Origin of the sequence: Acinetobacter parvus DSM 16617 = CIP 108168, from assembly GCF_000368025.1 — a bacterium.
Classification (GTDB): Bacteria; Pseudomonadota; Gammaproteobacteria; order Pseudomonadales; family Moraxellaceae; genus Acinetobacter; species Acinetobacter parvus.
This window is the reverse complement of record NZ_KB849211.1, coordinates 102,644-120,703: the sequence shown is the minus strand read 5'-3', so window position 1 is coordinate 120,703 and position 18,060 is coordinate 102,644. Positions and strand designations below refer to the sequence as shown.

General features: G+C 37.4%; 18 protein-coding genes and 4 pseudogenes. 8 read left to right on the top strand and 14 right to left on the bottom strand.

Going from position 1 to position 18,060, the window contains the following annotated elements; genetic code table 11:
• The 8 genes and pseudogenes from F988_RS14960 to F988_RS02650 all read right to left on the bottom strand — a co-directional run.
• Nucleotides 1–155, bottom strand: a pseudogene (locus tag F988_RS14960) (IS4-like element ISAba33 family transposase); the annotation flags it as partial.
• Between the two features lie 46 nt (nt 156–201).
• Nucleotides 202–1,419 (bottom strand): acyltransferase family protein, encoded by a 1,218-nt coding sequence (locus F988_RS02675; protein ID WP_004680911.1) that lies wholly within the window; start codon nt 1,417–1,419, stop codon nt 202–204.
• A 232-nt stretch (nt 1,420–1,651) separates the two neighbouring features.
• Entirely contained in the window at nt 1,652–2,191 is a 540-nt protein-coding gene (locus F988_RS02670; RefSeq protein WP_249399893.1) for an IS630 family transposase, read from the bottom strand.
• Nucleotides 2,192–2,207: 16 nt separating this feature from the next.
• A pseudogene (locus F988_RS14280) lies at nt 2,208–2,664 on the bottom strand (helix-turn-helix domain-containing protein).
• A 183-nt stretch (nt 2,665–2,847) separates the two neighbouring features.
• Complete coding sequence (gene ruvC, locus F988_RS02665; protein WP_004677756.1) at nt 2,848–3,393, bottom strand: crossover junction endodeoxyribonuclease RuvC; 546 nt, start codon at nt 3,391–3,393, stop codon at nt 2,848–2,850.
• 100 nt (nt 3,394–3,493) lie between these two features.
• A pseudogene (locus tag F988_RS14955) lies at nt 3,494–3,795 on the bottom strand (IS30 family transposase); the annotation flags it as partial.
• Between the two features lies 1 nt (nt 3,796).
• Nucleotides 3,797–4,036: pseudogene (locus F988_RS02655) on the bottom strand (IS4-like element ISAba33 family transposase); the annotation flags it as partial.
• A 122-nt stretch (nt 4,037–4,158) separates the two neighbouring features.
• The gene (locus tag F988_RS02650) at nt 4,159–5,685 is read right to left on the bottom strand and encodes an acetyl-CoA C-acetyltransferase (protein WP_004680908.1); all 1,527 of its coding nucleotides are present in this window, start codon (nt 5,683–5,685) and stop codon (nt 4,159–4,161) included.
• A 224-nt stretch (nt 5,686–5,909) separates the two neighbouring features.
• On the opposite strand from F988_RS02650, the gene F988_RS02645 reads away from it, so the two are divergent.
• The 3 genes from F988_RS02645 (at nt 5,910) to F988_RS02635 (ending at nt 9,558) form a co-directional block, all read left to right on the top strand.
• Complete coding sequence (locus F988_RS02645) at nt 5,910–7,301, top strand: 3-oxoacyl-ACP reductase (RefSeq protein WP_004680907.1); 1,392 nt, start codon at nt 5,910–5,912, stop codon at nt 7,299–7,301.
• A 66-nt stretch (nt 7,302–7,367) separates the two neighbouring features.
• Nucleotides 7,368–8,222 (top strand): MaoC family dehydratase, encoded by an 855-nt coding sequence (locus tag F988_RS02640; RefSeq protein WP_004680906.1) that lies wholly within the window; start codon nt 7,368–7,370, stop codon nt 8,220–8,222.
• Between the two features lie 82 nt (nt 8,223–8,304).
• The gene (locus F988_RS02635) at nt 8,305–9,558 is read left to right on the top strand and encodes a serine hydrolase domain-containing protein (protein WP_004680905.1); all 1,254 of its coding nucleotides are present in this window, start codon (nt 8,305–8,307) and stop codon (nt 9,556–9,558) included.
• 64 nt (nt 9,559–9,622) lie between these two features.
• On the opposite strand, the gene F988_RS02630 is transcribed toward F988_RS02635, so the two are convergent.
• From F988_RS02630 to F988_RS02610, 5 genes are all read right to left on the bottom strand, one after another.
• Entirely contained in the window at nt 9,623–11,269 is a 1,647-nt protein-coding gene (locus tag F988_RS02630; RefSeq protein WP_004680904.1) for a DUF262 domain-containing protein, read from the bottom strand.
• Nucleotides 11,270–11,303: 34 nt separating this feature from the next.
• Nucleotides 11,304–11,498: a DNA translocase FtsK gene (locus F988_RS02625; protein WP_004680903.1), complete on the bottom strand. Its 195-nt coding sequence runs from the start codon at nt 11,496–11,498 to the stop codon at nt 11,304–11,306.
• A complete protein-coding gene (locus F988_RS02620) occupies nt 11,488–12,282 on the bottom strand; it encodes a PP2C family protein-serine/threonine phosphatase (RefSeq protein ID WP_004680902.1) in 795 nt (264 codons plus the stop codon). Before F988_RS02620 ends, F988_RS02625 begins: the two co-directional genes overlap by 11 nt.
• Nucleotides 12,283–12,513: 231 nt before the next feature.
• Nucleotides 12,514–13,107 carry a Maf family protein gene (locus F988_RS02615; RefSeq protein WP_004680901.1) on the bottom strand — a complete coding sequence of 198 codons (594 nt, stop codon included), beginning with the start codon at nt 13,105–13,107 and terminating at the stop codon, nt 12,514–12,516.
• Nucleotides 13,107–13,490 (bottom strand): DUF2237 family protein, encoded by a 384-nt coding sequence (locus F988_RS02610; protein ID WP_004680899.1) that lies wholly within the window; start codon nt 13,488–13,490, stop codon nt 13,107–13,109. The genes F988_RS02615 and F988_RS02610 overlap by 1 nt, the downstream gene beginning before the upstream one ends.
• A gap of 139 nt (nt 13,491–13,629) precedes the next feature.
• Between F988_RS02610 and F988_RS02605 the strand changes: the two genes are divergently transcribed.
• Both F988_RS02605 and F988_RS02600 read left to right on the top strand, forming a co-directional pair.
• The gene (locus tag F988_RS02605) at nt 13,630–14,817 is read left to right on the top strand and encodes a phosphoglycerate kinase (protein WP_004680897.1); all 1,188 of its coding nucleotides are present in this window, start codon (nt 13,630–13,632) and stop codon (nt 14,815–14,817) included.
• A 153-nt stretch (nt 14,818–14,970) separates the two neighbouring features.
• Nucleotides 14,971–15,210: a hypothetical protein gene (locus tag F988_RS02600; protein ID WP_004680896.1), complete on the top strand. Its 240-nt coding sequence runs from the start codon at nt 14,971–14,973 to the stop codon at nt 15,208–15,210.
• Nucleotides 15,211–15,259: 49 nt separating this feature from the next.
• Here the strand turns inward: F988_RS02600 and F988_RS02595 are convergent, their stop codons facing one another.
• A complete protein-coding gene (locus F988_RS02595; RefSeq protein ID WP_004680895.1) occupies nt 15,260–15,643 on the bottom strand; it encodes a hypothetical protein in 384 nt (127 codons plus the stop codon).
• A 195-nt stretch (nt 15,644–15,838) separates the two neighbouring features.
• Between F988_RS02595 and F988_RS02590 the strand changes: the two genes are divergently transcribed.
• From F988_RS02590 to sixA, 3 genes are read left to right on the top strand one after another with little or no spacing between them, the layout of a single operon-like run.
• The gene (locus F988_RS02590; protein ID WP_004680894.1) at nt 15,839–16,417 is read left to right on the top strand and encodes a nitroreductase family protein; all 579 of its coding nucleotides are present in this window, start codon (nt 15,839–15,841) and stop codon (nt 16,415–16,417) included.
• A 42-nt stretch (nt 16,418–16,459) separates the two neighbouring features.
• A complete protein-coding gene (locus F988_RS02585; RefSeq protein WP_004677736.1) occupies nt 16,460–17,533 on the top strand; it encodes an NAD(P)H-dependent glycerol-3-phosphate dehydrogenase in 1,074 nt (357 codons plus the stop codon).
• A gap of 57 nt (nt 17,534–17,590) precedes the next feature.
• On the top strand, nt 17,591–18,046 hold the full coding sequence (gene sixA, locus F988_RS02580; RefSeq protein ID WP_004680893.1) for a phosphohistidine phosphatase SixA: 456 nt from the start codon (nt 17,591–17,593) through the stop codon (nt 18,044–18,046).
• Nucleotides 18,047–18,060: the final 14 nt, after the last annotated feature.

Sequence of the window (18,060 nt, the reverse complement as noted above, 5' to 3'; positions counted from 1 at the left end):
AAGCACTTGATGGGCAAGGCTTTAGATGCAGAAGAAAGATTGCACGTTTGCTTTAAAATGATCGCAAGCATGATGAGCGAAAAGCACTTTAAATGTGACTTGTTCCATTTTAGAGATTTGTTTAAGATAAGATATAACTCATTGAGATGTGTCATAGTATTCGTCGTTAGAAAACAATTATTGTGACATTATTTCAATGAGTTATCTATTTTTGTCGTGTACAGAGTCTTTTTTGATAATTAGCCTATTTGATAATTTAATTTGTATAGGTGTAAAAACCTTTTCTTGTAAGAAATAGCTAATAGCTAATAAAATGATCATAAAAACTATAAAAGCTGGCAGATTTATATATTCAATATTTTTCGCATTTAAAATTAATTCATTTAAGCTTTTTGAATTAAATGAAGCTAAAATTACTTTATAAATAATATTATAAATAGCTAATAATGGTATATGTAGCATATAAATTGTTAATGAGCATTTCCCAAGCTTCTCGATAAGTATTTTAATTTTTGTATTTGAAATATTAATATTTAAAAATGCATAAATTAAAGCCATTTCTGGAAATAAAAATAAACCATTATGCGCTAAAAAAAACCAATTCTGAGGGTTATTTTTAACTAGGTAATGTGCACTTAAAAAACCTAAAATAGAGAAAATTATAGAAAAAAATTGCAATTTTTTTGAATATTTATTTACTCTTAAGCATATTAGATAAAATAATATCCCAAAAATAAAGTCAGGTAAGCGTAGTAGTGGATTTCTGTGAATAAAACCCACAATTTCATTGGAAAAATTTTGTAGACTAGTTAAATATATAATAGGTAGCAGAGATATGCACCATAATAAAATCAATAATTTATTCAAATTTTTAATATCTTTAATATTTTTTACAAGTATAAAAAAGAATAAATAAAAAAATAAAAGAGCGGAAATAGACCAAGAAGCAATATTAAAAAATAAGAAACGATAATCCCATGCATGAACTAGTGTTATTGCTTCTAAAATATAAAGTAATATATCTTGAAAATCAATGCTAAAAGTCTGATCTGAGGTTAATCCTGGCAAGACATGTATACCAACCTCGATTGGAAAACTTTTTTTCATGATAAAGTGCAGTATGAAGAAAAATAATATTGATATTAGTAAGGTAAAAATATGTATTGGATATAAAGCTGAGAATCTTTTAATTAAAAAATTAGTATTAGAAAAAGTATTTGTTTGAATTTTTTTATAATATACATGAGTTAAAATAAATCCAGATAGAATAAAAAATGTACTTGTGGCTAAAAATCCATTGAAACTAAGTTCATTAAAAAAAGATTTTCCTAATAATGGTTGAACGTGATATGTAACCATTATTAAAGCCATTAAAAAGCGTAGAATATCTAAGCCGATTATTTTTTTTGCAAGAAACATAAGATTTTAAAAAATATTCATATCATATCATATCATATCATATCATATTTTTATTTTTTTGATTTATGAAACCTTTTTTTAACTATATTTGAATTAATTAAGTGGATTCGGGTTAATTAATAGACCTCTTGCGAAAGTATAGTTTTATCTAATTTTTGAATTGGCTAAAACCTCATAAAATATAGCTTTTGGCTGCTTAAAATTTGACTAACGCAAGAAGTCTAAGCTGTCATTAAAAAGTAAACATGTATTCTTTTCCGAATTGGTTTGATACTCTCTCCACCCATTGCTCTATTTTATCAGCTGTCATCACTTGAAAATCTCGCCAATAATATTTCATCTGCTTCCATACCATCTCGATTCGATTTAACTCAGGGCTATAAGCTGGAATAAAATACAAATTCGTCGAAAAGTTACTTTTAAGTAGCTCTCTGTAATCAGCCATCTTTTTACTTCTATGAATCGAGGCATTATCAACAATAAGAACCAATGGAAGGTTATAAGTCTGTTTTACTTGTTGAGCTATTCCAGTTAAATAGGCATAAAACCAAGTGCTTGTAACTGACTCTTGTAAACAACTTGTCACCAGTTTCCCCGTTGAAAGCAAACACCCCATGACATTAACTCGTTTTAATCTTATTGCATCAACCGCATGAACATCACCTATCTTTGTCCACGCATAGCAGTTATCAGGTTTAGATGAAAACCCTGTTTCATCAACATAACCTAATATAATTTCACCACGTGCCGCTTGCTCTCGTAATTCTTTAATCTGCTGTGTTGCTTGTTCAAATGCAATCGGATCTCTTTTTTTTCAAGCTATGACGGGTACGCTTGAAGACCCTACCTGAATCACGTAAAAACTTACGAATGGTTTCAACAGACACGGACACTTCGTATTCTTCATGTAGTTTGACTCGGATTTGTTCTGCATTGAGTGGACTTGTATTGACCCAATCTAGGATTTTCGCCTGATAGTCTGAGATCAATGTATTGGGCCGACCTGAGCGATGACCTTCTTTAATCGATTCAAACTCATAAAATTCCCAACGTCGGCGTTGTAGCGTTATGGTTTCTGGGATACGTTCTTGTAGAGTGGCAACTTCCGCAACACTTTTACCTTCGGAAAGCCAGAGAATAGTTTGGGCGCGCTGTCTTTCACGCCAATCTTTTGCATGTTTGGCCAGAAAAAATGAGTCGTTCTCGCTGTTCTACACTAAGTGGTACAGAAACAATTCGAGGCATGTGTGAACATCTGTTAACTAAAAAAAACCTTTTCGCACGATTAGTTGTTTTTGTCAACTTATAACATCATTTGGGGAGCAATATATCACTTATAGGTGTTATTCAAATTTTCTGGTCCACCTCTTTTATTTCAATCACTTAAAAAGTTGAAATTGGGGTAATTAATAGCATTTTTCTAGCATTCTAACGTCGTCTACTGCTCGAACGACTTCTTCCTCGCGCCATTCCACCTAAAGCATTCAATACTGCCATTTTGCTCATATTTCCTGAAGCATGAGCATGACAAATGGCGGCAGCAAGCGCATCGGCGGCGTCTGCTTGTGGTTGAATGCTAAGATTGAGTAATTTCATTACCATCATTTGCACTTGTTCTTTTTCAGCAGCCCCATAGCCCACTACAGACTGCTTGATTTGACGTGCTGTATATTCCGCTACATTTAAATCCAAATTCACCAATGCTGCAATCGCAGCGCCACGTGCTTGACCAAGTTTTAAGGCAGAGTCAGGGTTTTGTGCCATAAACACTTGTTCGACAGCAGCTTCAGTTGGACCGTGAAACTTAACAATCCGCTCAACACCCGCAAAAATGCGTTTTAAACGCTCAGGCATTGCTTGTGTTTCGGTACGAATGGTTCCTGCATCAACAAAACGCAATTTGTTACCATCTTTTTCGATAATTCCATAACCTGTTAAACGTGAACCAGGATCAATACCAATAATGAACGACATGAGGCACTAAAGAAATTAACAAACTTCCAATATTGTTACATAATAGTTTTTTTACTGCATAATATTTTTGTAGTATTTTGAATTATATAGGATGGAGAATTCAAACATGAGGTGCGACAGTTTTAAAAGCCTTATGATAATCAACAAACTGAGCAAATTTCCTAATGGTGTGAGCCAATCTAACGCTTTTCTAGGACGAGTATTCAGTGACATGGCAACTTGATTTAAATAATGCTGATCTGCCTGATTTAAATCAATCCCTTTAGGTAAATATTGCCTAATTAAACCATTCATATTTTCGCATGTGCCTTTTTGCCAGGGTGAATGTGGGTCACAGAAATATACATCTATGCCTAAATCTTCTTCGAGTATTTTATGTTCTGCCATCTCACCTCCACGGTCAATTGAAAATCAACTGAGATATTTGACGATAATCAAAATACTGACCTGCAAAGAAGCGCTGCATACGTCGATAAAATGATTGTGGTAAGCACCAGATGGGGAAGGCTTTAGATGCAGAAGAAAGATTGCATGTTTGCTTTAAAATGATCACAAGCATGATGAGCGAAAAGCACTTTAAATGTGACTTGTTCCATTTTAGAGATTTATTTAAGATAAGATATAACTCGTTGAGATGTGTCATAGTATTCGTCGTTAGAAAACAATTATTATGACATTATTTCAATGAGTTATCTATTTTTGTCGTGTACAAAGGAAAAAGGGACTAAATCCAAAGACCTAGCCCCTTATTGATTAGGTCGGCAATTATTTTTCAATAATTGCTGTTACACCTTGACCGCCAGCAGCACAGATCGAAACTAAGATACGACCTGAACCTTTTTGGTTTAAGATTTTCGCAGCAGTGGCGATGATGCGACCACCAGTTGCAGCGAATGGGTGACCCGCAGCTAAAGAAGAACCTTTAACGTTTAATTTGCTACGATCAATTGAACCTAAAGGTGCATCTAAGCCTAAACGCTCTTTACAGAATTTCTCATCTTCCCAAGCTTTCAAAGTAGAAAGTACTTGTGATGCAAACGCTTCGTGGATTTCGTAATAGTCGAAATCTTGAAGTTTAAGACCAGCACGCTCAAGCATACGTGGAACTGCATAAGCAGGAGCCATCAATAAGCCTTCTTTCTTGCCAACAAAATCAACTGCAGCAGTTTCAGTGAACGTCAAGTAAGCAAGAACTTCATGGCCATTTGCTTTAGCCCACTCTTCAGAAGCTAAAAGTACGCATGAAGCACCGTCAGTAAGTGGAGTAGAGTTACCCGCTGTCATTGTTGCAGCTTCGCCTTTGCCAAATACTGGTTTTAATTTTGCTAATTTCTCAGCAGTTGAGTCAGCACGTAAGTTGTTGTCGCGGCTTAAACCTAAGAATGGCGTGATTAAGTCATCGAAGAAACCTTCTTCGTATGCCTTTGCCATTTTTTGATGAGAAGAAGCTGCTAAAGCGTCTTGATCTTCACGAGCGATACCCCATTCAAGGGCAGTAATTGCTTGGTGATCACCCATAGATAAACCAGTGCGTGGTTCACCATTTTTAGGTGCGTCCATCAAATCTTTAACATTGATTTTAGATAAAGCTTTTAAACGATCTTTACCTGTTTTAGCAATGTTCAACTCAAGCAAAGCTTTACGTAAACCATCACCTAAAGCGATCGGTGCATCAGAAGTTGTATCTACACCACCTGCAATACCCACTTCGATTTGACCCAAAGCGATTTTGTTTGCAACAAGGAAAGCTGCCTGTAAACCAGTACCACATGCTTGCTGAATGTCATAAGCTGGAGTTTCTGGTGCAAGCTGAGTGTTTAAAACACACTCACGAGTCATGTTGAAGTCACGGCTGTGTTTTAATACCGCACCTGCAACCACTTCACCTAAACGTTGACCTTGTAGGTTAAAACGCTCAACTAAGCCGTTTAATGTCGCGGTGAACATATCCATGTTTGAGGCAGTGAAATATGCGCCGTTTGAACGTGCGAAAGGAATACGGTTACCGCCAATAATGGCAACACGGCGAACAGTGTTTTGGCTCATGCTTTTATCCTGTTGAACAGAAGGTTTGGTTGTTTTAGCTGGTGCTACTTTTGTAGATGTAGAAGAAGCAGTGCTTTTTGTACTACGACTGGTAGAACGAGGACGAGTCGTTTTAGTTGCCGTACTTGCTGCTTTAGGAGTTGCGTCAGCACTTTTACTTGGAGCAGAAGTTGCTTTTGATGTATTTGACACAGTCTCTTGAGCAGAATTCTCGACTGCTGGATTTTCTTGAGTTGTTTTGCTCATAAGGCTTTTCCAAGCATAATTGCGATATTCTTGCTATAACCATAGCATATTTCCAATACTGCTGTATTGACTAGAATGACGATTTAGACCACATTCAGGTCAAGACATCCAGACATGAAGTCAAGTATGATTTATTGCGAGTCAATCAAACATTGGTTTCATGTTATTTTGCTGACATGGTTTAGATGTTTGTAAAAAATTCATTTGTATGAGAGATAATAATCATGACCGATCAATACCAAGCATTTACACAATCACCTTTGGGTAAATTTGTTGTAAAAAATTTAGGTTTACCGTCACCAGTTAGCTTAGATCGTTTTGAAAGTGGCCAACCTGTTGTAAATGGTGCCGTATTGCTTGGCGCAGCACCTTCAAGCACTATTTCCGCTTCTATTGCACAGGTTCTTAGTAATATCCATGCAGATAGCTACGTAGGCAATAACGTTGAATTACAGCAAACTGCTGCAAAAGTAGGTTTAAACCTTCGTCCTTTGAATGCAGATGATAAAGAATCTAAGTTTAAAGCAGTCGTATTCGACGCTTCTGGTATCCAAAATTCAGAACAATTAAAAGAGTTGTACAACTTCTTTAATCCAATCGCGCGTCAAATCTCAACTTCTGGCCGTGTAATCGTCATTGGTACAACGCCTGAAACAGCGAAAACTGTAAAACAAGCCATTGCTCAACGTGCGCTTGAAGGTTTTATCAAGTCAGTAGGTAAAGAATTCAAAAAGGGTATCACTGCTCAAGTGGTTTATGTAGATCAAGGTGCTGAAGCAAACTTGGAATCTACTTTACGTTTCTTAATTTCACCACGCTCTGCTTATGTATCTGGTCAAGTGATCCGTATTTCTAAAGCAGAAATAGTGAAATTAGATTGGGCTAAGCCACTTGCGGGTAAAACTGCACTCGTAACGGGTGCAAGCCGTGGTATTGGTGAAGCAATTGCACAAGTATTGGCACGTGATGGCGCACATGTGATTTGCTTAGATGTTCCTCAACAACAAGCTGATCTTGAGCGTGTTGCGGGTTCAATTGGCGGTTCAGTATTGGCAATCGATATTACTGCTGCTGACGCTGGCGAGAAAATTAAAACTGCTGCGGCTAAACTAGGCGGTTTGGATGTCATCGTTCACAATGCAGGTATTACTCGTGACAAAACTTTGGCAAACATGAAGCCAGAGCTTTGGGATCTAGTCATCAACATTAACTTGTCTGCAATTGAACGTGTTAACGATTACTTACTTTCTAATGATGGTTTAAATGCAAATGGTCGTATCGTTTGTGTATCATCAATCAGCGGTATCGCGGGTAACTTGGGTCAAACCAACTATGCAGTGTCTAAAGCGGGCGTAATTGGTTTGGTTAAATTTACTGCACCAACATTGAAGAATGGTATTACGATCAACGCGGTTGCACCAGGCTTCATTGAAACTCAAATGACTGCTGCGATTCCATTTGCGATTCGTGAAGCAGGTCGCCGTATGAACTCAATGAACCAAGGTGGTTTACCTGTAGATGTTGCTGAAGCAATTGCTTGGTATGCTTCTACCGGTTCAACAGGTGTGACAGGCAACGTTGTTCGCGTATGCGGTCAAAGCTTGTTGGGCGCTTAAGCGTTAAAAGTTTTGAAGAGGGGTGCTTGTGCATCCCTTTTTTATAAAAATATAGAAAGGTTCATTATGAATACACGCCATTTTAGTCAATTGCCAAAGCCTTACTTAGCTTATCCAAAAGTTATTCAAGGTTTAATTTTTAAAAAGCCAAAAGGCGAAAAAGTATTACCAAAAGTTGAATATGTGGTAGATACGCTTAATATTGATGCAAAACATTTAGAAAGCTATAACGAAATTTGTGGTTTTAAAAATGATGGTTTTGTACCAGCAATTTATCTAGCAGTACTGTCGCAAAGTCTGCAAATGCACATGATGACAAGTGAAGCATTTCCATTTGCGATTTTAGGATTGGTGCATATTCGTAACCAAATCAAGCAAACACGTAAGATCGCTGTAAATGAGCAAATTACGTTGTCATGTAAATTTGGCGAACTTCAGCCACATGATAAAGGCTTACAATTCGATTTCATTACAACTGCCAAAGTGGGTGGTGAAGTGGTGATGGAAAGTTTGACGACTTATTTATCACGTCAAAAAACTGAGAAAAAAGCTTCTGAAAAATCGAAAGAATCTAAAGAGCCTGCATATCAACCAAAAGCTGAATGGAATATTTCTGAGAATATTGGTCGCCGCTATGCATTGATTTCAGGTGATTTTAACTTGATTCATATTCATGCAGTCACAGCTAAAGCATTTGGTTTTAAACAAGCGATTGCTCATGGCATGTGGAGTAAGGCAAAAGCTTTGGCGAGTATTGAGTTACCCGCTGCTTATGAAGCAGATGTTTGGTTTAAATTGCCGATGTATTTACCATCAACTGTTGAGTTTTTAACAGCTGCCGAATCAAAACAAACTGACTTCTTGATTCGTAACGTTAAATCTAAAAAGCCACATCTTGCGGGAACAGTGAAAGCACTTTAATACTGAATAGTATTGTTGAGTCAGCCCTTTTGTTCGCAAGAGGGTTGTTCTAAAAAATATAAATGTCATAAGGATATGTGCATTGATTAAAGAGATTTTATTTGCCGATACGCATAACTATCATGGCAAGGTTGATCATCGTTTTATTGACTTAGCAACCCAATTCAGTCGTTTGCAAGATGCGAGAAGCCATCAAGGTGGCGCTGCATTGGTGGTATATTTCCAAGGTCAGAAAGTTGTTGATATTTTTACTGGTAAAAAATCTCAAGAACAAGATTGGCAATCTGATACTTTGGCAATGTGTTATTCGACAGGCAAAGGAATTTTAGCAACGCTTGCACATATTTTAGTAAGTGAAGGCTTACTGGATTATGATCAGCCTATTGCACATTATTGGCCTGAGTTTTCCCAAAATGGTAAAGCCAATATTACATTACGTCATGTTTTATCGCATCAAAGTGGTTTATTTGATATTCGCAATACGATTGAGACAGCAACAGAAATGTTGGATTGGTCGCATATGTTAGAGCTAATGGCGGCTGCTGCTCCACGTTTTGCAGCAGGACAAAGTCTTGCTTATCAACCGCTGACTTATGGTTGGCTCATAGGTGGGGTCATTGAAAAAGCGGCGAAACAGCCTTTAAGTTGGTTAATGCAACGTTATTTGGTGCAACCACTTGAGTTGAATGGTGCTTATTTTGGCGTGCCTGCTTCTGAGCTGGATCGGGTTGCTCGTTTGCTGGAAAAACCTAAAAAACCATCTGCACCAGAGCCACAAGTTAAAAAAACTGATCAACCACGTAAAGTATCATTATCAGAAAAATTACTAGAACTTTCTGGGCAAAGCTCCCAAGATTTCCAAGATGCCATGATTCCAAAAGGCATGCGTAATTTTAGCTTTTATAGCGATGCTGGTTTACAAGCCGTCATTCCAGCGGCAAATGGAGTCTTTACCGCAGATAGTCTGGCTAAAGTTTATGCCATGCTTGCTAATCAAGGGCAGTGGAATGGTCAACAATTGATTCGTCCAGAAGTATTTAAGCAACTGAGTACAGTACAAAGCAAAGCACGTGATCGGGTGATGCCAATTCCAATGCATTGGCGTTTGGGTTATCACCGTATTTTAACGATGGGTAAGCGTTCACCACATGGCTTTGGTCATATGGGTTTTAATGGTTCAGGTGCGTGGTGTGATCCTGACCGTGAATTGAGTTTTGCTTATATCCATAATTTTAACGTGACCTCCGCAACAGGGGATTATCGTCTGTGGGGTTTGAGCCAAGAAACCTTGCGTTGTGCTGATGCGGTTTTACAGGGAAAGAAAGGGTGGTTTTAAAATATTGATTTACTCAAAAAATAATTGGGGAGAATAGTAAGTCATTCCCCCATGATTTTAGTTGTTATAATGCTGAAATATCAAAATATTGTTGAGTAAATTGCATGATTTTTTGATGACGACTGTTAATCTCATCTTCTGCCCATTGATTTTGACTATGGATTTCACTATAACTAGTTAAAGTCGTCAATTTAAATAGATCCTGCTTTATTGCAAAGGATTTATTACTAAATTGACTATTTTGACTTTTTGTTAATAAGGCTAAATTACCCGCAAGATGGAGATAATTTTTTTCAAATTCTTCACTATGAGGTGTATCTTCTGGATTTTGTGGACAAATATGTTCAATCGTATAGTCATTAAATAAATTTTTATTCAATAGAATACCCGAACGATTCTTTTCTCTTAGCATATTTTCATATTGCCATAAGATAAATTTTATGGTTTTGCTATCGTAAAAATGTTTTTTTGTCGTATAATCTTCAACAAGATTAATGAATTTGTCTTCCCAATACCATTTAAATCCTTTATTTGTTGCAAATTTAATATTCTCATAAAGTAAATCAAAGTTTTTTGAACTTAAATATTCTTTTGCAAAAACTGGTAAACGATCAGTACGATAATCTCCTAATTTAAGTTTAAAGCATAAAACTTCCATTAATTTTAATAGATTTTTAAATTGAGGATGTTGGCTCTGACCATTTTGGAAAAGTGCAAGCAATACAATTTTCCAATTTGCAGTATTACCAACTAAAAATAAATTTTGTAGTGCAGGTTCATTCACTTGTTTAACAATTGCATTGGCACAGCGTGTAATCTTTTCAAAATTTTCAAAAAATTGTAAAATCCATTGAGTTTTTTCCTGTTGATAAATAAATTGAGTTAATTTGATTTTTATATCGGCATGAATATCTGATGTAATCGTATAAAATAAATGATAAAAATTTTCTAAAAGTTCTTTTTCGGAAAAATAACCATCAACACGCTCAAAATAACGATAGATGCTAGTGACACATTGCTCAATTTCTTTAATATCTTGGTTTGCTTGTTGATCATTGTCACTATGAATATAAATCTGATGCATTAAATAAGCTTTAATAATTTCAAATTGAGAAAGATCTTTTCCTCGATTATTTTGATATTCAAAAACTTGGGTCGCTTGAGCTTTACTTGTAATATGGAATTGGCTAATCACCGCTTGTTCTAAAGCAGATTGCAGTATATTAAGTTGATCTAGATCAAAATTTTGTAATTTTTCTTCGAAAAAATTAAATGCTAGAATCAGTCGTTTTTGTGAATGTGTTTCAACATATAGAATGTCATCAATAATATTTTGTTGTGTAATTCGTTCAAATACATCTTGATCTTCCGTAATCGTCTGAAAGACATTATTTAAATAAGCATTTTTTAGATGTTGAATGTCTTGTTGGCGTTGCATTTTCACAGATGCAAGTGCAGCAAAAAATAAAACAGTTGTTGTTAAACGCTGCTGACCATCAATAATAAATAAAGTGTGATCATCTTTTTCAAATAAGAATTGACCAAGGTAATATTGTTTACCTTGTTGTTCGAGTAAGTCTTCAAGAAATTGAACACACTGTTTTTTGCTTTCCCAACTATATGCTCGTTGATAAGAGGGAATACGAATACTTTGATCTGACTGAAACAATGATTGAATAGTCAATACTGAAACATTTTGGTGGTCGGACATATTTTTTCCTTGTGAATGTCGTATAAGAGAGCAATTATCTATTGATTTTATAATCCAAACTAACAGTTAATTCTGCTCCACAAATTTTATTTTCAATCAAACACTCGAGTAACTTATTCGCCTGTTGATAACCGATTAAAAATTTTCTTTGTAAGCTTGAAACAGAAATGTGTTCGACTTCTTGAGCAAATAGTATTGCCTGTTGTAATAACTCTTTATTATCCTGCATGTTGGTTTTCCTGTGTGAGACGAATCAAAATCATACTAACATTATCAAAAGAATGATTTTGATGGAGGGCAGTTTTCATATTTAATAACCATGTTTTTAATGGAGTTTCAGGCATTAAAGGCTTCCAGTGATTGCATTCCAACACATCATGCACACCATCGCTACAAATCAAGAGAGCATCTCCTACAACCAAATATTCTTCTTTGGGAGAAAATTCGGGAACTTCATGTAAAGAATCTGCACAAAAACAATGATTCAGCATGTAATAGAAACTGGCATATTGTTCATTTGCTTTAATTTCTGCTTCACCATTTTGCTGCATTTCTGTAATGAAATTATGGTCTTGGGTCAGGGCATACCAGTATTGATTATGGCTGCTAAATAAGTAGACTCGACTATCACCTAAATGCTGAATATTGACAAATCCAAATGGGCTAGAGGGTGTAACGACTGCCAAAGTGGCACTAGAAGCATAAGTCTTTGAGTTGCCTGCTAAATACTGGCTTAAATCATCTTGAACTTGTTTTAAATGAATCCGTTGCTGAGTTTGGGTTTGTTGTAAAACACTGTTTAAAACGCATTTTGATGCCTGTTCCGCTTTCGGACTACTGCTGACACCATCTGAAACAGCAGCACACCAATCATCATCTTTTTGATAAAGATAGCATTTGCTGATCAAGCCATCATGCTGAATTACTTTATTTCCAATCAAGATTGCATCTTGTTGAATGGGTGGTTTTGCTCGCCATGTTAAAGCCTGCATTTCATAATAGAGATCAGTCACGGTGAGTCCTGATGAGGAGAAAGTGAGTAAGTTATAGCAATCGAAATATGAAGTGGTCAATCATATTTTTAGTTTTAAGTGTTTAATTTATAAAATAAATATTTTGTTACGATAGTATAATCAAATAAGAGAAAATTGCACCGTGAACGGACTCTTAAAAGCGTAAAGTTGGTTTTTTCTTTAGAAGTATAAAAATATTAAATTTGGCAACCAAAGAGCTAATAATAGAGATCAAGGAACATTTATCCCAAACTGGCGTAAAATTTTACAAAGCTGAATCATCGGTAAGCCCATCAACGTAGTTTGATCATCACCCACCATTTTCTCAAATAAGCTAATCCCTAAGCTTTCACACTTAAAACTACCTGCGCAATGTAAAGGTTGATCAATCTCGATATAACGCTCAATTTCAGCAAGCGTCAGTTGGCGAAATTTCACTTGATAATGCTCAACCAGAGTTCTTTCAAACCCTGATCGTAAATGCTGAACACTGAGAGCGGTGCTAAAAAACACGATTTTCCCTGAGTTTTCTTGTAACTGCTGAATCGCATTTTCAACACTCAAAGGTTTACCAATAAAGTCATACGGCGCGTGTTCACGCCAAGCGACTTGATCAGAACCAATGATAATCGCATTTGGATTCAGTTCAGCAATAACTCGTGCTTTCTGAAAAGCAAGACGCTTGGCTAAATCATCGGCATGTAATTCGCCCATTGCAGATTCATCAATATCAGGTGAAATACAGCGATAGTTCAATCGTAAACGATCCATCAAGTCTTTACGGGTTTGGCTGCTCGATGCCAAAATCAATTCAAACTGATTCATTAGACTGCATATTCAACGAGAATATTCAGTGGCACATAATGCAAAACAGCATTATGGCAAGCATTCAATTTAATTGGTGGGGCATGACCTGCTTCGTAGGCTTCAACCCAACGTGTGACGCAAATACACCAAAAATCACCTGGTTTTAATCCAGGGAAACCTACTTCAGGTAAAGGCGTAATTAAATCATTGCCAACTTTTTGTGAGAAATTTAAGAAATCTGAAGTCATTTGCGCGCACATGGTGTGCTGACCTAAGTCCGTGACCGCCGTATGGCAAAAACCATTACGAAAATAGCCCGTGATCGGGTCAAAGCAACAACTAGATAAAGGTTCACCAAGAACATTTAGACGATTAATTTTTGGATCAGGATGAATAGACATAAGAATACAAAGATTTAATAACGATGATTATGATAATCAAAAGTGAAATTTTAGACAGCTTTTCTGCAAAAAAACTCACCTTTATTTTTAAGAATCATTTAAAATTACGCCGTTTTTAAAATCACTTAGAGAGCCATCCATGAATTTTCAGCGCATGACTGACCTTGATTTAGCAGGTAAACGTGTTCTTATTCGTGAAGACTTAAACGTTCCTGTAAAAAATGGGGAAATTACCAGCGATGCACGTTTACGTGCTGCATTACCAACAATCAAAGCTGCATTAGATAAAGGCGCTGCGGTAATGGTATTTTCTCATCTTGGTCGTCCTGTAGAGGGTGAGCCAAAACCAGAACAATCTCTTGCACCTGTAGCAGCGTATTTAACAAAAGCTTTAGGACAAGAAGTAAAATTATTTACTGATTACTTAGATGGTGTGGAAGTTGAAGCGGGTCAAGTGGTATTACTTGAAAATGTACGTTTCAATCATGGCGAAAAGAAAAATAAAGAAGAGCTTGCACAAAAATATGCAGCACTTTGTGATGTATTTGTTATGGATGCATTTGGTACTGCTCATCGTGCAGAAGCGTCAACAGAAGGTGTAGCACGTTTTGCAAAAGTTGCTGCTGCTGGTCCGTTATTAGCCGCTGAATTAGATGCGCTAGGTCGAGCAATGCAAACACCTGAAAAACCAATGGTAGCAATTGTTGCAGGTTCTAAAGTATCAACAAAACTTGATGTATTAAATTCACTTTCTACGATTTGTGATCAATTGATTGTCGGTGGTGGTATTGCCAATACATTCCTGGCTGCTGCTGGATTCAATGTCGGTAAATCACTTTACGAAGCTGATTTGGTCGACACTGCAAAACAAATTGCTGCAAAAGTAAGTGTTCCATTACCAACTGATGTCGTTGTTGCTGATGCAACTCAAATCGACTTCAATGACTTCTTGGGTTCTTTAGCAAATGCTCAAGCAGTTGTTAAGAAAGTAGAAGATGTTGCAGATACTGACATGATTTTAGATGTCGGTCCTGAAACTGCACAAGCTTTTGCAGAAATCTTAAAAACATCAAAAACGATTCTTTGGAATGGTCCAGTAGGCGTATTTGAAGTTGATCAATTTGGTGAAGGGACTAAGACACTTTCATTGGCAATTGCTGAATCTGCTGGTTTCTCAATTGCGGGTGGCGGTGATACGCTTGCAGCAATTGATAAGTATGCTGTGGCTGATCAAATTGGTTATATCTCAACAGGTGGTGGTGCTTTCCTTGAGTTTGTTGAGGGTAAAACGCTTCCAGCAGTTGCAGTTTTGCTTGAGCGTGCATAATCAGGATTTAACCTTTGATTTATAAGTATGTTTTAAAAAGAAGAGTCGATGAAAATCGGCTCTTTTGTTTTTGGCGGGTATTTTGGTCATAAAAATGTCATATATCTGAAATATGCTTGTCACAACTTCAACCATTAACTGTGGAAAGCCGTGATGAAATTTAAATTAACCCTTGCCGCTTTAATCATTGCCCCAATCATGTTGACTGCATGTGCAAAGAAAGAAGAAGCGAAAAACGCTGAACCGCAAGAGCAGACAACTTCAGTCACACAGATCAGTCCAGAACAACAGGCTGCGATTGATGCCATTGATAAACCGAATTTAGATGAAAACAATACTGATGTTACGGAACAGGGTGCAGCTTCAGAAGTGGCTGTGAGCGAAGTTCAATAAGTGACGAAAATATAAAAAAGCCGATGTTTAAACATCGGCTTTTTTATATTTATCCATTGGTTTTGCAGTAGAATGTCAAGGTGGTTTGATAGTCATCATCTTTTGCCAGCGAAGCATTCTTACCAGTCAGTGTACCAATGACCCCTGCGGCAGCCTCAACCATTTTTCCTGTTTGCTCATCCACCACACCTTTTAAAACCCCCTGATATGCGGTTTTTTCATCTACCACGATAGGCGAGGTATTGCGAGTACAGGTTTTCTGTGCTGCACTGACTGCATTGTTTTTGGCAATCAGGCTGGTTTTGCCAATTCCTGTAACTTCATATTGGTTGTTTTCTTTTTGAATCGCGAGGGTATTGGTTGGGGTGGATGCACATGCGGTTAATCCAAGTGCCAAACCGCCAAGTAAAGTCATAATAAAGTTTTTTTTCATTGCTTGTTCTCAAGTTACGACAGAATTGTATTATTTGAACATAGAATTTTTGAATGCTTTTGCAGGTTATGTACAGTTTGTGCTGATGCTCTGTTAAATTTCTCAAATTAATGATTAAGCAGGGATTGGACGTGGTGGAAATCATTCAGATTATGCTAATCTAGCGCAATCCTTGTGTTAGTTAGATTTATTTCAATGACGGACTCAAAAATAGAAATCATTCATCATAATATTCATCAACGTCAATCGATTGGACAACTCATTGAACCAGCGCCGAATACACAACAACTTGAAAAGGCGGTGCAGGCCGCACTCACGGCGCCCGATCATCATCGTTTAAAACCAACACGTTTTGTGGTTGTGACGCCTGAACAGCGTGCCGCTTTTGGTGAGCATCTGGCACAGGCTTTGGCCGATTTGGGTGAGACTGAGCCAGCACAATTGGAAAGAGTGAAGCATCATCCATTTCGCGCGCCTTTACTTGTTTTAGCCTTAACCACGATCCAAGATCACCCAAAGGTTCCGCACTTCGAGCAAATTTTAAGTACGGGTGCTGCTGTTCAAAACTTCTTACTCTCATTACAAGCACAAGGTTTTGCGAGTATGTGGCGTTCTGGTGCAGTTGTAGAATCTAATTGGCTTAAGCAACAATTCGGCTTAAAAGAGCAAGATTTGATTTCTGGTATTATTTATATTGGAACAGCCGCCAAAACGATTGCACCTCGTGCAGAAATAGAGAGTCAGGACTTTTTAAAAGTATGGCAGGCTACTTAAATCTTATTTGTGAATGATTAGAAATTTGTTTCAGGATAAAAAATGACAGAGTTGAAGTTTAGCGATTTGGTTGAACCCGTAGCTGTAGACCAGAAAACAGCATTAAGAATTACCGTGCTGGGTGGGGGGAGTTTTGGTACAGCAATGGCGAATCTGGCTGTGCGTAATGGCTGCGACACCATGATCTGGATTCGTGATGCGATTGTTGCTGAGGAAATCAATCAAACGCATATCAACAAGCGCTATTTGCCTGATTACACACTGGAAACAGGTCTGCGTGCGGTTTCTGATCTGGAGTTGGCGATACGTGACCGTGACATTATTTTGGTGGCAATTCCAAGTCATTCTTTCCGCGATGTGTTGAAGAAAATCGCGCCGTTTATTAGTGCGCAGGCAGTGGTTTCACTGACCAAAGGCATTGAAGCCAAAACCTTTAGCTTTATGAGTGATATTATCCGTACAGAATTACCTGAAGTGCCTTATGGGGTTCTATCGGGGCCAAATCTTGCAAAAGAAATTATGGCAGGTATGCCATCGGGTACAGTGATTGCCAGTGAATCTGAACTGGTTCGCTATGCAGTGCAACACGCCTTGCATAGTGCATTGTTCCGTGTATTTGGCAGTGATGATGTACATGGTGTGGAACTGGGTGGTGCGTTAAAAAATATCTATGCGGTGGCAATGGGGATGGGCGCTGCCTATAACATTGGTGAAAATACCAAAAGTATGATCTTAACCCGTGCTTTGGCGGAAATGAGTCGTTTTGCAGTCAAGCAGGGTGCAAATCCTTTAACTTTCCTAGGTTTGTCAGGTGTGGGTGATTTATTTGCGACCTGTAATAGTCCATTAAGCCGTAACTATCAGATCGGTTTTGCCCTGGGTTCAGGTAAAACACTGGATCAGGCGACTAAAGAACTGGGACAAACCGCCGAGGGTATCAACACCATTGTGCAGGTGCGTACCAAGGCACAGGAACTGGATGTGTATATGCCAATCACCAATGCCTTATATGAAGTGATTTTTGAAAATGCACCGCCAATGACCATTGCCTTATCGTTAATGAAAAATGGCCATCGTAGTGATGTGGAATTTGTTTTACCTCATCATGAAGTTTAATCAGAAAACTGTCATCCAATGTTGTTATGCTTGAATGAAAAAAATTAGAGAATGATTATGCAACTCACTTTAGTTCGTCACGGTGAAGCGTCTCCAGCAGTGAATGGAAATGATATGCAGCGTCCACTCACAATGCGTGGGCATCAACAGGCTGAGCAAACAGGAGATTTTCTCAAAGATGTGATTCAGCCTGAAATTTTTATTGTCAGCCCATTGTTACGTGCTCAGGAAACACTGCAACATATCAAGGCACATTTTCAGGGGATTCCTGTTTTAATCTGCGATAAAATTAAACCCGATGATAACGCCAAAGATGCCATAGAATGGTTATCGAAACTTCCATACGAGTCGATTGCGGTGGTGTGCCACATGAATGTAGTAGCACATATTGCGGAACAATTGACCCATGAAAGTTTTAATCCATTTGCATTGGCCGAAGCACGTATTTATGATCAGGCAGTGATTGCGAATGGTTTATCAACGCAAAAGAACCGTTTTACACCAACAATATAAATTTTATCTATCCT